Source organism: Devosia sp. (assembly GCF_036676215.1).
In the GTDB taxonomy this organism is placed as follows: domain Bacteria; phylum Pseudomonadota; class Alphaproteobacteria; order Rhizobiales; family Devosiaceae; genus Devosia.
In genome coordinates this window covers 1-16,458 of record NZ_JAKFDJ010000205.1, presented here as the reverse complement: position 1 = coordinate 16,458, position 16,458 = coordinate 1, and the positions used below count along the sequence as shown (strand labels likewise).

The 16,458-nt window shown below is 62.9% G+C and carries 19 protein-coding genes; 10 read left to right on the top strand and 9 right to left on the bottom strand.

The window, feature by feature from the left end; all coding sequences use genetic code 11:
- Positions 1 to 14: 14 nt before the first annotated feature.
- Positions 15 to 1,610, bottom strand: coding sequence for an ABC transporter substrate-binding protein (locus tag V6M52_RS16825; RefSeq protein ID WP_332690485.1), 1,596 nt, complete (start codon positions 1,608 to 1,610; stop codon positions 15 to 17).
- A gap of 222 nt (positions 1,611 to 1,832) precedes the next feature.
- Between V6M52_RS16825 and V6M52_RS16820 the strand changes: the two genes are divergently transcribed.
- From V6M52_RS16820 to V6M52_RS16810, 3 genes are read left to right on the top strand one after another with little or no spacing between them, the layout of a single operon-like run.
- Entirely contained in the window at positions 1,833 to 2,228 is a 396-nt protein-coding gene (locus V6M52_RS16820) for a VOC family protein (protein WP_332701950.1), read from the top strand.
- Positions 2,198 to 2,707 carry a hypothetical protein gene (locus V6M52_RS16815; protein ID WP_332690491.1) on the top strand — a complete coding sequence of 170 codons (510 nt, stop codon included), beginning with the start codon at positions 2,198 to 2,200 and terminating at the stop codon, positions 2,705 to 2,707. Before V6M52_RS16820 ends, V6M52_RS16815 begins: the two co-directional genes overlap by 31 nt.
- A gap of 26 nt (positions 2,708 to 2,733) precedes the next feature.
- The gene (locus tag V6M52_RS16810; RefSeq protein WP_332701948.1) at positions 2,734 to 3,660 is read left to right on the top strand and encodes an aldo/keto reductase; all 927 of its coding nucleotides are present in this window, start codon (positions 2,734 to 2,736) and stop codon (positions 3,658 to 3,660) included.
- A 10-nt stretch (positions 3,661 to 3,670) separates the two neighbouring features.
- Here V6M52_RS16810 and V6M52_RS16805 read toward each other — a convergent pair whose 3' ends face one another.
- From V6M52_RS16805 to V6M52_RS16795, 3 genes are all read right to left on the bottom strand, one after another.
- Positions 3,671 to 4,609 (bottom strand): Gfo/Idh/MocA family protein, encoded by a 939-nt coding sequence (locus tag V6M52_RS16805; RefSeq protein ID WP_332690497.1) that lies wholly within the window; start codon positions 4,607 to 4,609, stop codon positions 3,671 to 3,673.
- A 92-nt stretch (positions 4,610 to 4,701) separates the two neighbouring features.
- A complete protein-coding gene (locus V6M52_RS16800) occupies positions 4,702 to 5,052 on the bottom strand; it encodes a VOC family protein (protein ID WP_332701946.1) in 351 nt (116 codons plus the stop codon).
- A 63-nt stretch (positions 5,053 to 5,115) separates the two neighbouring features.
- Positions 5,116 to 6,369, bottom strand: a complete 1,254-nt coding sequence (locus V6M52_RS16795; RefSeq protein ID WP_332690503.1) for a glycerate kinase type-2 family protein — start codon at positions 6,367 to 6,369, stop codon at positions 5,116 to 5,118.
- A gap of 114 nt (positions 6,370 to 6,483) precedes the next feature.
- Between V6M52_RS16795 and V6M52_RS16790 the strand changes: the two genes are divergently transcribed.
- The 5 genes from V6M52_RS16790 (at position 6,484) to V6M52_RS16770 (ending at position 9,289) form a co-directional block, all read left to right on the top strand.
- Complete coding sequence (locus V6M52_RS16790; protein ID WP_332701944.1) at positions 6,484 to 7,179, top strand: DUF1045 domain-containing protein; 696 nt, start codon at positions 6,484 to 6,486, stop codon at positions 7,177 to 7,179.
- Entirely contained in the window at positions 7,179 to 8,315 is a 1,137-nt protein-coding gene (locus tag V6M52_RS16785; RefSeq protein ID WP_332687780.1) for an alpha-D-ribose 1-methylphosphonate 5-triphosphate diphosphatase, read from the top strand. The genes V6M52_RS16790 and V6M52_RS16785 overlap by 1 nt, the downstream gene beginning before the upstream one ends.
- 4 nt (positions 8,316 to 8,319) lie before the next feature.
- The gene (phnN, locus tag V6M52_RS16780; RefSeq protein WP_332687779.1) at positions 8,320 to 8,886 is read left to right on the top strand and encodes a phosphonate metabolism protein/1,5-bisphosphokinase (PRPP-forming) PhnN; all 567 of its coding nucleotides are present in this window, start codon (positions 8,320 to 8,322) and stop codon (positions 8,884 to 8,886) included.
- Between the two features lie 63 nt (positions 8,887 to 8,949).
- On the top strand, positions 8,950 to 9,099 hold the full coding sequence (locus V6M52_RS16775; protein ID WP_332687778.1) for a hypothetical protein: 150 nt from the start codon (positions 8,950 to 8,952) through the stop codon (positions 9,097 to 9,099).
- Positions 9,086 to 9,289 carry a hypothetical protein gene (locus tag V6M52_RS16770; protein WP_332701942.1) on the top strand — a complete coding sequence of 68 codons (204 nt, stop codon included), beginning with the start codon at positions 9,086 to 9,088 and terminating at the stop codon, positions 9,287 to 9,289. Before V6M52_RS16775 ends, V6M52_RS16770 begins: the two co-directional genes overlap by 14 nt.
- 52 nt (positions 9,290 to 9,341) lie before the next feature.
- Here V6M52_RS16770 and V6M52_RS16765 read toward each other — a convergent pair whose 3' ends face one another.
- Positions 9,342 to 9,563 (bottom strand): hypothetical protein, encoded by a 222-nt coding sequence (locus tag V6M52_RS16765; protein ID WP_332701940.1) that lies wholly within the window; start codon positions 9,561 to 9,563, stop codon positions 9,342 to 9,344.
- A 527-nt stretch (positions 9,564 to 10,090) separates the two neighbouring features.
- Between V6M52_RS16765 and V6M52_RS16760 the strand changes: the two genes are divergently transcribed.
- Positions 10,091 to 11,140 carry a LacI family transcriptional regulator gene (locus V6M52_RS16760; protein ID WP_332687775.1) on the top strand — a complete coding sequence of 350 codons (1,050 nt, stop codon included), beginning with the start codon at positions 10,091 to 10,093 and terminating at the stop codon, positions 11,138 to 11,140.
- A 14-nt stretch (positions 11,141 to 11,154) separates the two neighbouring features.
- Here V6M52_RS16760 and V6M52_RS16755 read toward each other — a convergent pair whose 3' ends face one another.
- Positions 11,155 to 12,972 (bottom strand): ABC-F family ATP-binding cassette domain-containing protein, encoded by a 1,818-nt coding sequence (locus tag V6M52_RS16755; protein ID WP_332687774.1) that lies wholly within the window; start codon positions 12,970 to 12,972, stop codon positions 11,155 to 11,157.
- Positions 12,973 to 13,180: 208 nt separating this feature from the next.
- The gene (gene rirA / locus V6M52_RS16750) at positions 13,181 to 13,642 is read right to left on the bottom strand and encodes an iron-responsive transcriptional regulator RirA (RefSeq protein WP_332687773.1); all 462 of its coding nucleotides are present in this window, start codon (positions 13,640 to 13,642) and stop codon (positions 13,181 to 13,183) included.
- A gap of 203 nt (positions 13,643 to 13,845) precedes the next feature.
- Between rirA and V6M52_RS16745 the strand changes: the two genes are divergently transcribed.
- The gene (locus V6M52_RS16745; protein WP_332687772.1) at positions 13,846 to 14,166 is read left to right on the top strand and encodes an HU family DNA-binding protein; all 321 of its coding nucleotides are present in this window, start codon (positions 13,846 to 13,848) and stop codon (positions 14,164 to 14,166) included.
- Here V6M52_RS16745 and V6M52_RS16740 read toward each other — a convergent pair.
- Positions 14,137 to 15,345 carry an ROK family transcriptional regulator gene (locus V6M52_RS16740; RefSeq protein WP_332701938.1) on the bottom strand — a complete coding sequence of 403 codons (1,209 nt, stop codon included), beginning with the start codon at positions 15,343 to 15,345 and terminating at the stop codon, positions 14,137 to 14,139. The genes V6M52_RS16745 and V6M52_RS16740 overlap by 30 nt on opposite strands.
- A gap of 324 nt (positions 15,346 to 15,669) precedes the next feature.
- Positions 15,670 to 16,353, bottom strand: a complete 684-nt coding sequence (locus tag V6M52_RS16735; RefSeq protein WP_332687770.1) for a TetR/AcrR family transcriptional regulator — start codon at positions 16,351 to 16,353, stop codon at positions 15,670 to 15,672.
- Positions 16,354 to 16,458: the final 105 nt, after the last annotated feature.

Here is a 16,458-nt window from a genome sequence, read left to right as displayed (position 1 = left end):
GCCGCCTGGTCTAGTTATTCAGTGACATCGACATTGTCGAAGACGTGATCACCCAAGGGGCTCTGGACGAAGCCCGTCACGCGCTTGTTCATCGGCACGAAGACCTTAGAATGCGCGAGGGTCAGAGCTGGTTCTTCAGCCTTGAAGATCACCTGCGCCTGCTCATAGAGCGCGGTCCGCTCGGTCGCGTCGGCAGTCACCTTGGCCTTCTGGATCAGGTCCTCGAATTCCTCGTTGCACCAGAACGAGTAGTTGGAAACGCCAATGGCCGAGCATGAGAACAGGGTGGCAAAGAAGTTGTCCGGATCACCATTGTCGCCAGTCCAGCCGATCTGGAACGGACCCTTGCGACCCTCGGCCTTGCCGCGTTCGCGATATTCGGTCCATTCATAGGTCACGATATTGGCCGTAACCCCGACCGCGGCCCAGTCGGCCTGGATCATCTCGGCAACGCGCTGGGCGTTGGGATTGTAGGGACGGCTGACCGGCATGGCCCAGAGGTCGGTGGTCAGTTCGGTGACACCAGCTTCAGCCAGCAGCGCCTTGGCACCTTCGACGTCATAGGTATCGTCGGCGACTTCGTTGTTATACGACCACATGGTGGGCGGGATCAGGTTCTTGGCGACCTGGCCGGCACCCTGATAAACGGCTTCCACGATGGCCTGCTTGTCGATGGCCATCGAAAGCGCCTTGCGCACCTTCACATTGTCGAACGGCGCCTCAGTGACGTTATAGGACATATAGCCGATATTGAGGCCTTCCTGCTCCAGCACGGTCAGGTCCGCATTGGCCTGCAGCATGGGAACATCGGCCGGAGCCGGATAGGGGATGATGTCGCATTCACCGGCGATCAGCTTCTGCGCCCGCACCGACTGGTCGGGCGTGATGGCGAAGATCAGGTCGTCGATGGCGGGCTTGCCGCCGAAGTAGTCAGGGTTGGCGGCATAGCGGATAACCGAGTCGAGCTGATAGTCGACGAAGCTGAACGGACCGGTGCCGATCGGCTGGGTGGACAACAGTTCCGGCGTGCCGGCAGCGGCGAGCTGGTCGGCATATTCCTTGGAGACGATCGAGCCGAACGGCATTGCCAGGTTGGCGATCATCGGCGCATTGGGCTCGCTGAGCACGAACTTGACGGTCAGGTCATCGACCTTGACGATCTCCTTGACGTAGCGCGGCATATCCATGCCCTGGTAATAGTCCCAGGTCAGGTTGGCCAGATACGCGAAAAACGGGTTGTCTTCCTTGTACTGGCGCTCGAACGAGAAGATCACGTCGTCGGCGTTGAAGTCACGCGTGGGCGTGAAATAAGGCTGGGTGTGGAACTTGACGCCCGCACGCAGCTTGAAGGTGATTTCCAGACCATCTGCGGAGACTTCCCAGCTTTCGGCAAGACCGGGTTCCACGTCGGTGCTGCCGGGAACGAAAGCGGCAAGGCCGTCATACATGGTGTGCGCGGATGCGTCGAAATCATTGCCACCAGTGGTCGGACCGGGATCGAAATGGGCAGGCGAAGCTTCAGAGCAAAATACCAGCTGCTTGGCCTGGGCCGCACCAGCTGCGAGCGCCAGCATAGCGGTTGCCGCCAGCAGCGTTTTCATCAATTTCATGATTGTTGTCTCCCGAATATTATGCGCTCCCGGCTTGCCAACCGGGGCTTAAGCGCCAACAAAGCGTAGAATCCAAAGGAGCGCAATGGGATAGTTTGACCATTTGGTCAATCTGATGACTGCTAGAACAGCCTTCCACAGGATTGGACGGTTTTGAAATGAACCGTTCGGCACGTCCGCGATGGCTTGACCCGGACGACCGGCTGGTGATCCATGCGTGCCATGACCCAATCACTCGCCACCGTCGCGCTCCTGGTCTCCGACTATGATGATGCCATCGCGTTTTACTGCGACCGCCTCGGATTCAATCTCGTCACCGATACCGATATGGGTGGCGGCAAGCGCTGGGTGCTAGTGGCGCCGCCGGGACAGAATGGCGCCCAATTGCTGTTGGCCAAGGCCGACGGCGAGACCCAGCGTGCCGCCATAGGCAAGCAGGGCGGCGGGCGCGTCATGTTCTTTCTCAACACCACCAGTTTTGCGCGTGACCACGCCGCCATGGTGAAGCAGGGTATCCGCTTTCTCGAGGCGCCACGGCACGAGGCCTATGGTTCTGTGGCGGTATTCGAGGATCTCTACGGAAACAAATGGGACCTGATCGAACCCAAAAAGCCCTGATCCTGACGCTCTGCCTGGTGGCGGGGCCGGCCGCTGCGCAACAGGCGGGTTGGCACTATTCGCCACTGCCGGGCGAAGGCGACCGCGCCACGCTGGGCTGCGATCGGGAAACGACGCCGGACAGTTTCACCTGCCTCGTCGTGCGCTGCGAGGACGATTTCACGACTGGCATACATATACACACCAGCCGGCCCGATGTGCTTGGTGCCTGGGAGATGACGCTCGATCGCGAGAATGCCAGCTTCCTGGCCGAGCCCTCCAGCGCGCCCTATGGCGGTCAGTTCTTGGAAGACGCCGATTGGCTGCTGGAGCGTATCGCCCAGGGCACATTCATCTATCTGCGTCATGCAGATGATCGTGCGGGCAGCTTTGCCTATATCGACCTGACTGGCTCGCTTCACGCCGTGACCAGCGCACTGGCCTTCTGCGCGCCGCGCGTGCCAGCGCCAAACGAACCGAATGGTGAGGCAGGCGTTTAGCCCGCACATCTAACTGGAGAAGCATCATGGATCGCCGCCCGCTCGGACGCAGTGAACTGGTCATTGAACCCCTGGTGTTCGGGGGCAATGTCTTCGGTTGGACGGTGGACAGGGAGGTCGGATTTGCCGTGCTCGACGCCTTCGTGGATGAGGGCTTCACCGCCATCGATACCGCTGACGTCTATGGCAAGGGCAAGTCGGAGACCCTGATCGGGGAATGGCTCAAGGCGCGCGGCAACCGCGAGGCCATGTACATCTTCACCAAACTCGGCTCGGACATGGCGCCGGACAAGAAGGGGCTCAAGGCCGCCTATGTGAAGCTGGCGGTCGAGGATTCCCTCAGGCGCCTGCAGACCGACTATATCGACCTCTACCAGAGCCACCGGCCGGACCCGGAAACGCCGCATGAGGAAACCCTCGAGGCGTTCGACATGCTGATCCGCTCAGGCAAGGTGCGGGTGATCGGCTCGTCCAATTTCACGCCGCAGATGATCCGCGACGCGCATGAGACGGCCGTGATCAAATCGCTGCCGCGCTACGAGACCGAGCAGCCTGAATACAATCTCTATGACCGCTCGGCTTTCGAGGGCGAGTTGCAGGATCTGGCGATCAAGGAAGACATCGGCATCATCCCCTATTTCAGCCTCGCCGCCGGCTTCCTGACCGGCAAATACCGCTCGACGAGTGACTTCAGCAAGAGCCCGCGCGGCGCGCGGATGGAGCGCTATCTCAACGACAAGGGCTTCCGCATCCTCGATGCGCTGGATCGTGTCGGCAAGGCCAATGACGCGACGCCGGCCGAAGTGTCCCTTGCCTGGCTCGTCGCGCAGCCGGGTGTCGCCGCGCCCATCGCCTCGGCCACCTCGGTGGACCAGCTCAAGAGCCTCGCCAAGGGCGTGCGGCTGAAGCTGAGCGAGGAGGACTTGCAGACGCTGACCGATGCGGGGAAGTAGGCCGCTCAGCCTACCATTCGAAGTCAGGCCCGTTTTCGCGCGCGCCCATCAGGAAGACGTCGCTCATCAGCCGCAGCGGGGTGGCGTCCACGTCGCTTTCGTGGCGGTCGAGCAGATCGGCGAAATGATCATACATGGCGGCATACTCAGCATCGCCATGCTCGAGCACCAGTTGGTCGTTGACCAATAGCCGCCGCCCGCCGCCTTCCAGCTTGAGCACATCGCCGGTGCCGGTCTCGAAGCGGATGGTCCAGATCTCGCCGCTCTCTTCCAGCCAGTTGAAGCCGGCCGACATTTTGGGCTGATGCAACTGGCCCGACTTGAAGGCGATCTCGACATCGATCGGCGTCTGCCTATTGGCCGGAAAGGTGAGCCTGGCGCTTTCGACGAATACCGGGAATGGCATCACCTTGGTGAAGATCGACAACGCATTGATGCCCGGGTCGCACACGCCGAACCCGCCCGGCTCCCAAACCCAGTCCTGGCCGGGATGCCATTTGCGCACGCTCTCGCGCCAGTCGATACGGACCGATTTGACACCCTGTTCGGCGATGATCGCCTTGGCCCGGTCGACAGCAGCGTTATATTGGGAATGCCAGGTCTGGTAGAGCACACGGTCGAGCCGTCGCGCATGGGCGATCAGGTCGTCGAGCTCGGAAATCGTCGTGGTGGGGGGCTTTTCCATCATCACGTCCTTGCCGGCATCGAGCGCCTCGCGGACATATTGATGGCGGATGCCGGGCGGGGTGCAGATCGAGACCAGGCCAATGTCGGGCAAGGCCGCATAGAGCTCGGCGGGTGTCTTGAACACCGGCAGGCCATCGTGGCTCAGCCCACGCATCGACACGGTCGCTGCCAGTTCGAAATCGTGGGATGCGTCGATCACCGGCAGGTGCTGGTCCTGTGCGATCTTGCCGACGCCAATGACGGCGATCCTGCGTTTGGCCATGAGGCGGCTCTCCCTGAAAGTGCCGCGTATAGAACAGAGCCACCCCACCCCTGCCAAGGGGGCCGGGCGTCGAATTGTATGATTTTTTGTTTTCAGGCGGAGGGCGGCTGCCACAATTCGATGTGGTTGCCTTCCGGATCGATAATCCGTCCGAAGCGACCCGTTTCAGCGGTGTCCCATTCCTCGGGCCGTGTTTCGACCGCAATGCCCGCCGCGGTCAATTGGGCAATCAGACCATCGAGGTCATCGACACGGAAGTTGAGCATGGTCTGCCGGTCGGCGGGAAAATAGTCGGTATCGCCCTTGAATGGCGCAAAGACGGTGGGGCCTGCTTCCTGGTTCCAGAAGCCGCTGATGCCGAGATGCGTCTCATACCAGGCCTCGAGTATCTTGGTGTCTCGAGCGCGGAAGAAGACGCCGCCAATGCCCACTGCCTTTGCCATTCCCATCCCCGGATCGAGGTCGTTGGTGTCAGCCTATCGCGTCTCGCGCCACGCATAAACGCACTAGCGGATTACGATGGCCCGGAAGTCATTCACATTGGTGCCGGTAGGCCCGGTCACCAGCAGGTCGCCTATGGCGTTGAAGGCACCCCAGGCGTCGTTGGCCGCCAGTGCCGCCAGCGGATCGATGCCCGCCTTGCGCAAACGCGTTGCCGTGCCGCCGTCGACAAAGGCGCCGGCATTGTCCTCGGAGCCGTCTATCCCATCGGTATCGGCCGCCAGCGCACTGATGCCATCGACACCGTCGATGGCGATAGCCAGCGCCAAGAGGAATTCGGCATTGCGGCCACCCCTGCCGCGGCCGCGCAGGGTCACCGTGGTTTCGCCGCCCGAAAGCAGCACAACCGGTTTCTTGAAGGGACGGTTGCGCTGCGACACCTCGCGGGCCATGGCCGCCAGCACCTGCGCGACGTCGCGCGATTCCCCTTCGATGGAATCGGACAGGATTGCCGCCTCGATTCCCTGTCGGCGCGCCAGCTCCGCTGCGGCATCCAGCGACAATGCCGCCGAGGCAATGGTGCGCACGCTGTTGCGGGCAAAAACCGGATCGCCCGGCAACGGCGCCAGATTGTCGTCGCCCGTTAGCAGGGCATGGGCATGGGGCGGCAGGTCGATCCGATAGAGATTGGCATATTTGCGCGCCAGCTCGCGCGTGCCAGCCATGGGAATAGTGGGGCCTGAAGCCACTACCGCCGGATCGTCGCCGGGGACGTCGGATACCACCAGGGTCGCCACGCGCGCTGGAGCGCAATGGGCCGCCAGACGCCCACCCTTGATGACGGAGAACTGGTTGCGGATGAGGTTCATCACCGAAATCGGCGCGCCCGAGGCCAGTAGCGAGCGATTGATCGCCTGTTCGTCGTCGAGCGTCAGGCCCGGCGCGGGCGCCGGCAGCAGGGACGAACCGCCGCCCGAAATCAGTGCCACCACCAGATCGTCCGGGCTCAGCCCCGACACCGTCTCCATGATGCGCCGCGCCGCGAGGAAGCCTGCCTCGTCGGGCACCGGATGGGCCGCCTCGACGATTTCGATGCGCTTGCAGGCCTCGGCATAGCCGTAGCGGGTCACCACCAACCCTGTGAGCGGGCCGTCCCAGGCCTCTTCAAACGTCCGCGCCATCTGGGCCGAAGCCTTGCCGGCCCCAATAACCACCGTGCGGCCCGCAGGCCGCTGCGGCAGATGCAGACGGACACCAAGTGCGGGTTGCGCCTGCGCCACGGCGCGGTGAAACATCTGTTCAAGCAGGGCGCGATCCATTGTTTCTCTCGGCTTGCGATTCGCTGCGGGCAAGGGTAGCCAGCATGGGGCTGCGTGCACAGGTGTCAAACCACAGACATAGAGTACGCATAGCGGCAGGGGTGAGGAGTTTTCATGACAGAACGATTCGCGATCTATTTTGCCCCGTCCGCCACCAGCAATCTGTGGGAGCGGGCCGCCACCTGGCTTGGGCGCGACGCCAGCGATGGCGATCTCGTCAATGGTCCGGTTGCCGGCATTGACCGGGACCGCCTGCTCAACCTCACCCAGTCCGCCAATCGCTACGGATTCCACGCCACGCTCAAGGCGCCGATGGCGCTGGCCGAGGGCTGCAGCGAGGCCGACCTGCACGCCGCGCTGGCCGATTTCGCCACGCGGCACCGGCCCATCAACCTGGGCAAGCTCAAGCTCGCCTCCCTGCAGGGGTTCCTCGCCCTGATGGTCGACGGCGAGAACGAGGCGCTGGCCGATTTCGCCGCATATGTGGTGGAAGACTTCGATCCCTTTCGCGCGCCAATGTCGACCAAGGACCGCGCCGCCCGCGCTGGCAAGGGTCTCAGCGAGCGGCAAACCGAACTGCTCGGCGCATATGGCTACCCCTACGTGTTCGAGGAGTTCCGCTTCCACATGACGCTGACCGACCGGCTCACCGCCGGTGATGCGGTGGAAATCGCCCAGGCCGCGACCACCTGGTTCGGACCGGTGCTAGAGGACGAGGTGCTGCTCGACCGCTTGAGCCTGTTTCATGAGCCGGACGCTGGCAAGCCGTTCCGCCGGGTGGCCGATTTCAAGCTAGGAGCGGGCGTTTGATGGGCGTGACGAACTTTCACAATGCCCGCGTCGTGCTGGCGGGGGAAATGATCGAAGGCAGTGTTGCTGTGCGCGACGGGATCATCGCCGCCATCGAGACCGGACCGGCCCAGGCCGGCGAGGACCTGGATGGCGACTATCTCATCCCGGGCCTGGTCGAGCTGCACACCGATCACCTCGAAAACCATTACCGCCCGCGACCGGGCGTGTTCTGGGATGCGATGGCATCGCTGCATGCCCATGATGTGCAGATCGCCGGTTCGGGCATCACCACCGTGTTCGATGCGGTGCGCATCGGCTCGGACCTGGACATGCCCGAGATGCTCCAGCATGCCGGCCGGCTGGTCGATGCGGTGCGTGATGCGCGCGCCAAAGACTGGCTGAGGGCCGACCATCTCATCCATCTGCGCTGCGAGCTGCCCAGTGCTGATGTCATCGAGCATTTCGAGAGCTTCGCAGAGCACCCTACCACCCGGCTCGTCTCGCTGATGGACCATACGCCCGGGCAGCGCCAGTTCACCTCAATGGAAACCTACAAGCTGTTCTACAAGAAGCAGCTCGGGGTGACCGAGGAAGAGGTCGAGCGCTACCTGGCCGCGGCATTGGCACAGCATGAGCGCTATGCAGCCCCTAACCGCCGGCATCTGGTGGACCGGGCGCGCGCCATGGGCCTGGCTATGGCGAGCCATGACGATGCCACCCTGGCACATGTGGAAGAGGCGGTGCTGGACGGCGTCGCCATAGCCGAATTCCCGACCACGCTCGAAGCCGCCGCCGCTGCCCATGATGCGGGACTCGCAATCCTGATGGGGGCGCCGAATGTGGTGCGCGGACGCTCGCATTCAGGCAATATCTCGGCAACGGATCTGGTGCGGGCGGGACTATTGGACATATTGAGCTCGGATTACGTGCCATTTGCCCTGTTGCAGGCCGCTTTCATGCTGCCGGAGCGGGTCGATGGCCTCTCACTGCCCCAGGCCCTGGCGACCGTGACGCGCAACCCGGCCCGCGCTGCCGGGCTCGATGATCGCGGCGAGATCGCTATCGGCAAGCGGGCTGATCTGGTGCGCGTACAGATGATCGGCGGCATGCCGGTCGTGCGGGGTGTCTGGCGGCAAGGCAACAGGGTAAGCTGACGGCATGGTGCGATCGCTCGGTTCACTTGTCCTGGTCGTAGGCCCCTCGGGGGTCGGCAAGGACACGCTGATCGGCGGCGCGCGTCATGCGCTGGAAAACGACAAGCGCTTCGTCTTTGTCCGGCGCCTCGTGACGCGCCCCCCCGATGCCGGTGGTGAGGAGCATGACAGTCTTGATGCCGAGACCTTCCGGCAGATGGAGGCAGCTGGCCGTTTCGCCCTCTCCTGGGACGCGCATAATCTGCGCTACGCCCTGCCCCTCAGCGTCGACACCGATCTGGCGCTGGGCAAGGTGGTGGTGGCCAATGTCTCGCGCCATGTGGTGGCCGAGGCGCGCGCCAAGTACCCCGCCTGCGCCGTGGCGTTGATCACGGCCGAGATTTCCCGGCGCGCCGAGCGGCTGGTGCGCCGCGGGCGCGAAAATGCCGACCAGATCACGGCGCGCCTGGCACGCGAAGGCGCCCCGGTCCCCGCTGGCATAACCCCGATCATCATCGACAATTCCGGCCCGCTGGCCATCAGCGTCACCGCCTTCGTCATGGCGCTGCGCGCCATCGCCGCACAGGAATAAGAGTCGAGGTGAACCAGTCTCGTCTTGGTGCGTTGCATTAGATGCAAGCGTCAGGAGTTTTCTATGAGCCGCAATGGATTATATGCCGTGATCGCCGTCCTGCTGATCGTGATCGTCGGCTTTGGCATTTATTCGTACCAGCAGCAGCAGGCGCGCCCCGGCGTGGAGGTGCGGATCGACGAGCAGGGAGTATCCATTGATGGCAATGGATAGCGAGGATGGTATTCGCCGCCAGGCCATCGCCACAGCCATAGCGGCGGAACTGCAACGGCAAGCCGGCGTGGGCGCGATCCGGGTCGATATCGAGGCCCTGGCAGAGGCCATCGACATAGCGCTGGACCCGGTGCCACCCGCCAGCGAAGGCAAGCACCCGCAGGAACTCAACGCCACCAATGACGACTGAGGCGCTCGGCGCTATTTGGGGAAACAAAGGCGAGGCCATGGCCTCGCCTTTTTTATGCGACGTCGGGGCTGCCGTTGCGAACGGCCTGGGACACGGCGAAGTGCGCCTTTTCAACCGTTTCGAAGTGCTGGCCGTCGATGGCAAAGGCCGGCAGCTTGACGGCAAGGAAGCGATATCCGTCGGCGTGCGGCACCACGACGCCGAGCGGTTCGCCGCCGACTTCTATGACGATGGGCTTGTGGGCCTTGGCCCGGTCGAGACTGCTTTCCTGCATGGGTGGATTCTCCACTTGCGCATTGCACAGACCAATATTGAGGTGAGCTAGTGGGCTTGCACCATCCTGGCCGGCAACGCTGGGGTTCTATCGAAAGAGTGAGACGAAGGCGTGACGGAGGTCACATTCGTTTCGAGCGACAGATCCCTTGCCAGCGTTTGGCGTGGAGGCCGGTGCGTACGTACGAGCAACCTGCATGGATGGTGAAGGTATTCGATGTGGTCATCTTCATTCCTTTCCCGCTGGTTGAACGGCAAACATCGGCATGTGCCGATGCAGTGACGGCAAGATAGGAGCGTTTTGGCGCAATTGCTAGAGCGCCAGCCACCAGAGAATGCAGAAATCTCGAAAAAGACTGCTCGACATTGGTCGTAATTCAAAACATGATTTTTTACGTCATATTTGACGTACGCACCTCATCGACCGCCGGTGGAATGGGACGCTTGAAGTGGACAGGACAATCTGGTGTTGTCCCTGCTCAACAAGCGTCACCGCCCGCCGAAGGGCGGGTCCGAGGGGTAGATAAATTGTCCGAAGACGACGTGCCGGCTGCCAGCAAAGGCAAGCGCGGCGTCAAGCCATCCGGCAAGCCGACGCTCAAGACCATCGCGCAGATGACCGGTTTTGCCGTAACCACCATTTCCCGCGCCCTCAACAATGCGCCCGAACTGGCGCAGGATACGCGCGACCGGGTGCAGAAGATCGCCGCGGAGATCGGCTATCTGCCCGACCGGGCGGCGCTTCGCCTCAAGACCGGCCGCACCAATGTCATCGCCTTGGTGCTGGAGCCGGACGAACAGATCTATGGCTTCGGGTCTGCTATCGTCACCGGGTTGAGCGAAGCGGTGCGCGACACAGCCTACCACATCGTCATCACGCCCCTGTTCCGCAATGTGCAGCCGCTTGAGCCGATCAGACATATCGTGCGCAACCGCATGGCCGATGGCGTCATCTTCTCCAAGGCGGAAAGCTTCGACGAGCGAATCCGCTTTCTCATCGACAATGACTTTCCCTTTGTCAGCCATGGCCGCACCAACTGGCCGGAGGCTTATCCTTCGGTCGATTTCGACAATGAAGCCTATGCCTTTGGTGCAACGATGCGGCTGGTCAGCAAGGGCTGCCGAAAAGTCTCGATCATCCTGCCCGACAGCGCGCTGACCTATACCGACCACCTCAAGACCGGCATGATCCGCGCCGCCAAGGAGGCCGGCATCGAGTACGAGTTCGCCGCAGACGTCAATCTGGGCAGCGCCACCGATGCGATCCGCACCTATGTGATGAAGCGCACCAAGCGTCCCGACGGGCCCGATGGCTGGGTTTGTGCCTCGGAAGTCTCCGCCCTGGCGGTGATCGGCGCGTTGAATGACAGCGGCAAGGTCGTCGGCCAGACCGTTCACGTCGTGTCCAAGCAATCGTCGGAAATGTTTGCCCAGTTCCAGCCCGGCGCCGAAACGGTATTCGAGGATTTCGTCGACGCCGGCCGCCGGATGGGCGCGCTCCTGCTTCGCCGCATCAGCGGCGAAGCGCCCGAAGAGCTACACTATCTGGCAAGGCCGAAGTTCGACTGGGAGGCCTGACGGGCCAGAGGGCCCTAGCCTTCCAGTTCTTCCCGCAGCAGCTCGAGTTCCATCCACTGCTCCTCGGCGGCGGCCCGCTTGGCTTCGGCCTCGATCAGCGCTTTCGACTGGGCGGCAAAGCCAGCCGGGTCGCGCGTATAGAAATCGGGCGCCGTCAGCGCGGCGTTGATCGCCTTGATCTCGGCCTCGATCCGCTCAAGCTCCTTGGGCAGTGTTTCGAGCGCGTGCTTTTCCTTGAAGCTGAGCTTGCGCTTGGTGTTGGCAGTCGGAGCGGCTGCGGTCTGCGCGAGGCTGGTCTTGCCGGCCCGATGCGCCTTGGCGCTTCCCCGCGCCGTGACACCTTCACCACGCTGGATCACCATGTCGGAATAGCCGCCGGCATATTCGATCCACTCCCCCTCGCCCTCTGCAATGATCACCGAGGTGGCCACGCGATCGAGGAAATCACGGTCATGGCTGACCACTATCGCCGTGCCGGCATAGTCGCTCACCATCTCTTCGAGCAGGTCGAGGGTTTCGAGATCGAGATCGTTGGTCGGCTCATCCAGCACCAGGAAGTTTGACGGCAATGACAATGCGCGCGCCAGCGCCACGCGGGCGCGCTCGCCGCCCGAGAGCTTGCCGATCGGGGTATTGGCCTGTTCGGGGCTGAACAGGAAGTCCTTCATATAGCCCACGACGTGCTTGGGCTGGCCGTTAATCTGGAGCGTATCCGATCCGCCTCCGGTCAGCGCATCCTTGAGCCTGGTATCGGGATCGAGCTTGGCGCGACCCTGGTCGAGCATGGCCAGTTCGAGCGCCGAGCCGAGCTTGATGGTGCCGGCGTCGGGTTGCAGCAGGCCGGTCAGCATCTTGATCAGCGTGGTCTTGCCCGCGCCATTGGGGCCGACAATGCCGATGCGATCGCCGCGCAGCACTCGGGTCGAGAACTCGCCCACCACGGTGCGGTCGCCATAGCTCTTGGATATGTTCTCGGCTTCCACCACCAGGGCGCCGGAGGTGCGGCCCTCGGAAACCTGCATATTGACCGAACCGGTGACCCGCCGCTGTTCGCGCCGGTCCTGCCGCAGCCCGGACAACCGTTCGAGCCGCCCCACATTACGCTTGCGACGCGCGGTGACGCCATAGCGCAGCCAATGTTCCTCACGCACGATCTGGCGGTCGAGCTTGTGGCGGTCGCGCTCTTCTTCTTCCAGCACATCGTCGCGCCAGGCTTCGAAAGCGGAAAAGCCCTTGTCGAGCCGGCGGGTAACGCCGCGGTCGAGCCAGACGGTGGCCCGCGTCAGGTCGGAGAGGAAACGGCGGTCGTGGCTGATCAGGACCATGGCCGAGCGCAGCGAATCGAGTTCGGCCTGCAGCCATTCGATGGCCGGCAAATCGAGATGGTTGGTGGGTTCGTCGAGTAGCAATATATCGGGTTTTGGCGCCAGCACCCGTGCCAACGCAGCGCGACGGCCTTCGCCGCCCGACAGGTTCTTCGGGTTTTCGGCGCCGGTCAGGCCCAGCGAGCTCAGCAGATATTGCGCACGATATTCATCGTCGCCCGGTCCTAGCCCCGCTTCGACATAGTCCAGCGTCGTGGCATAGGCGGAGAGATCAGGCTCCTGCGGCAGGTAGCGCAAGGTAGCGCTGGGCTCGACGAAGCGGACGCCGCTGTCATGGGTCACGTCGCCTGCGGCGATCTTGAGCAGGGTCGATTTGCCAGAGCCGTTGCGACCCACCAGCGCGATGCGCTGGCCAGGTGAAACGATAAGCTCGGCGCCCTCCAGCAGCGTGGTGCCGCCAAAGGTCAAACGGATATTCTGGAGCGAAAGAAGGGGTGCTGCGGCCATGGGCGCGGTAGAGCATAGCTAGCGGACAAAGAAAAGGCAGGTCAGGGCGTTGAGGACCCTGACCTGCCCGGGGAGACGGAAGCAGCAAGCCCCGTCGTCTCGGCGCAGCGCTGTCAGCCGGACCGCGCTCTGCAGTGACGGGAGAAAACCATAAGATATTATGAGTGTCAAACTCATAATAACCTTCCTTTGGGGAGACGTAGGAAGGCTAGTGGGCAGGTTCCATAACCGCTTCGAGTGTGCTGAGGCCGAGGCGGTCGCGGATGGAGCGCTTCTTGCTGGCGAGGTCGGCAATGGTGTAGCTGGCCAGAACGTCGAAGAAGGCGCCCAGCGCCTCGCGCAGCGCGCCATTGAGATCGCATTCCCCGATCAGCGGGCAATCGGCGCCATCCTCGAAGCACTCGGCCATGGCAAAGCTCTCTTCGGTCAGCTTTATGGTGTCGAGCAGGGTGATGTCCTCGGCCTTCTTGCCCAGCTTTATGCCGCCGTGGCGGCCGCGCACGGTGGCCAGCAGGCCATTTTCGACCAGTGGTTTGATCAGCTTGAACAGGAACAACTCGGAGATATTGTAGGCCCGGGCGATATCGGCGACCCGGCTCAGCCCTGGCTCGTTGACGGCACAGTAGACCAGGGTACGGATCGCATAGTTGGATTGACGCGTCAGTCTCACTGCGGACCTCTCTTGGGCGAAACGGGAGGGCTAGGCGCCCTCGAAGCTATGCATTGCTGCTTCATAGAACGGTCACCAGCTTATAACCATTCTAAAATATGTCAACTTAACTTGATCGAAAGGTTCAGCTTTCATCAGGTCTGCGCCCGACTCGACAGGAGCTTAACTTCCACCTATGAATTTAAGAGCTGGGGGACATAGCTTTGAACAAAACAATCACGCGAGCCATGCTCAGCGAAGTTGCCGCGCGCCGTGCCGGCGTCAGCAAGGCCGATGCGGCTGCCGTCTGCGACGCGATGTTCGCGATGCTCGGCGCGGCCCTGATGCAGGCCGAAACCGTCAAGCTCACCTCGTTCGGTTCGCTTCAGGTCCGCTCGCGGGCCGAGCGGCTGGGACGCAATCCGCGCACCGGCACCGAGCATCGCATCCTGCCCCGGCACACGGTGGTGTTCACGCCAAGCGGGCACTTGCGCGACAGCCTTGATAGCGCCGCATCAACCGGCCAGGTCCGCCAGCGTGCGTGAGAAGTGGCGCCGGTAAAGCGTTAGCTGGGCGGCGCCCATGGCCGGCGCCAGCGCGCCAAGATGGCCCGGCAGCACCTGGGGTGGCACATAGGGGGCAATGGGCAGGCGCTGCAATTCGGCTTCCAGCTGCGTCACCAACCGCGCAATGATCGGCGCCGGTAACACGCCATCGAGCACCACCAGCCCGCTTTCGATCACCGTCGTGGTGTTGAACACCACTCTGGCGAGGGCCTTGGCGCTGTCGGCGATCCATTGATCGAGCACATCGCCGAAGCCGGCCCAGTCCCAGCGATCGATCTGTGTGGCATCGACAGCAAAGCCGGCCGCCGTAAGGCGCTGCTCGAGAGCGGTTAGCGAAGCGACGAAATGGGCCGCCTGCAGACGCCCGTCGCCGTCGCTCACCAGCATGGATCCAAGATTGGCCGAATTGCCGCTCGGCCCTTCCCACAGGGTGCCCTGCCCCACGATGCCGGCCGCGATATAGCGGGAGATCAGGAAATAGATGAAGTCGGCGGGCCGCGGCCGGGGGGAGGCGATCAGCTCGGCCCAGCAGGCGGCATTGCCATCATTGCTCAGCGTCACCGCCAGTCCGGTCAGACGCGCCAGCTCGTCCGCGACATCCAGCTTGTCCCACAGGATACGCTGCGTCTCCGGGGCGTCCACCAGGTGCAGATTACCGGCAATATTGGTGGGCATGGCCACACCGATATCGCGCAACCGAGCACGCTGCGCGTCAGGCAGGGGCGCCAGCATGGCGCCGATCATGGTGGCGATATCGGCCGGCAGGGTGCTGGCGTCTGGGAAGACATGATCCCGATGCTGGCGCTCCAGCACCTGCGCATGCAGGTCCACCAGCACCACTTCGACATGACGCCAGCCGATTTCGACGCCGATGGCAAAGGCGCCGTCGGCCCGCAGGAAGATCGGGGTGGCGGGCTGACCGCGCCGCCCCCGCAGCACCTCGCCCTTGGCCGTCAGGCCGGCCTGCTCGAGATCAGTCAAAATGGCCGAGACCGTTTGCGGCGCCAGCCCAGAAAGACGAGCGATGTCGGCATTGGATACGCCGGCATTGAAGGCGATCACGGTCAGCACGGCACGCTCATTGGCGCGGCGCAGCCCGTGATGCTGCAGCCCGCGGCCCCCGGCATCGAACACATCACGCACCGGTTCGGAGGTCATCGCGATATCCCATAATCGCCGGCGCAACGCCGGCATCCCACGCGCGGTGTGCGCCCGCGCGGCCTGGCCTAATAAAATGAAAGTATCCGCGGCGCCGCAAACGCTGCGAAATTGATCTTCAGAAAAACGTCCGGCAATCTGCCGGACGGGAGTCCGCCGCACCGGTCCCGTGGCGAATGGATCGGTAACCCCGGCGCGGATGTCTATTGGGAGATTTACGGGCCCGGCGTGATCTTGCACGGATCGCGGGCCTCGAGATACCCACGGCACAAGCGTGAAAGTCGAGGCAATCCGGTGCCCTCTCGTCCATGAAATGACGAATGCTCATTGCTTGGGAGCGACGCCATCAAGCAGGAAGCCAAGGCCTTTCCGGAAAGCACCATCCCAATCGCTATCCAGCAGCAGACGAGAGCGTTCGATTGTCGGGTAGCGTTCGCTGAGACGCGTAAGGCGCTGCTGCGCGGCGGCCCTGTCGTCGTCCGAGACGTCGAAGCTCGCCCGGGTGATGGTGGCGCCCATCACATAGTTCCAGAGCGACCATAGCGCGACGTTCAGATCTGCGTCCGCAACACCGGCTCTGGACAAGGTCTTGCTCAGCAGTTCCAGGCGGCCGAGGATGCTCGGGCCGAGCGCCCGGCGCGGCAACAGCGATGCCGACCAAGGATGGCGCAGCATGATGGCGCGCCAGTCTTCGAGCATATGAACGACCTCCCCGCGCCAGTCTTGAGTCTCAACTAATTGCTGCGGTCCGCGATATGCCAGCACCGAGTCCAGCGCCAGATCAAAGACCTCCTCTTTGTTGTCGACGTGCCAATATAGGCTCATAGCGCCCGAGCCGAGGCGATCGGCCAGCCGACGCATCGTCAATCCGTCGACTCCTTGGGCGTCCAGCAGGTCTACCGCGGTCGCCACAATGCGTTCCAGAGAGAGAGGTGGTTCCGCGGACTGAAGTGACACACTCGCCCGTTGAGGCCGTTTGCCCTGGGCACCGCTACGCTTGGCTGCCATCCGTGTTCCTCGCTGTCAGAACGTCACCTTTGACCGGCAATGCGACAAGTGTCGACCCTGAGCGGTTGACTCGTACGCCGTACGATGCGATCAAACGTACGTCGT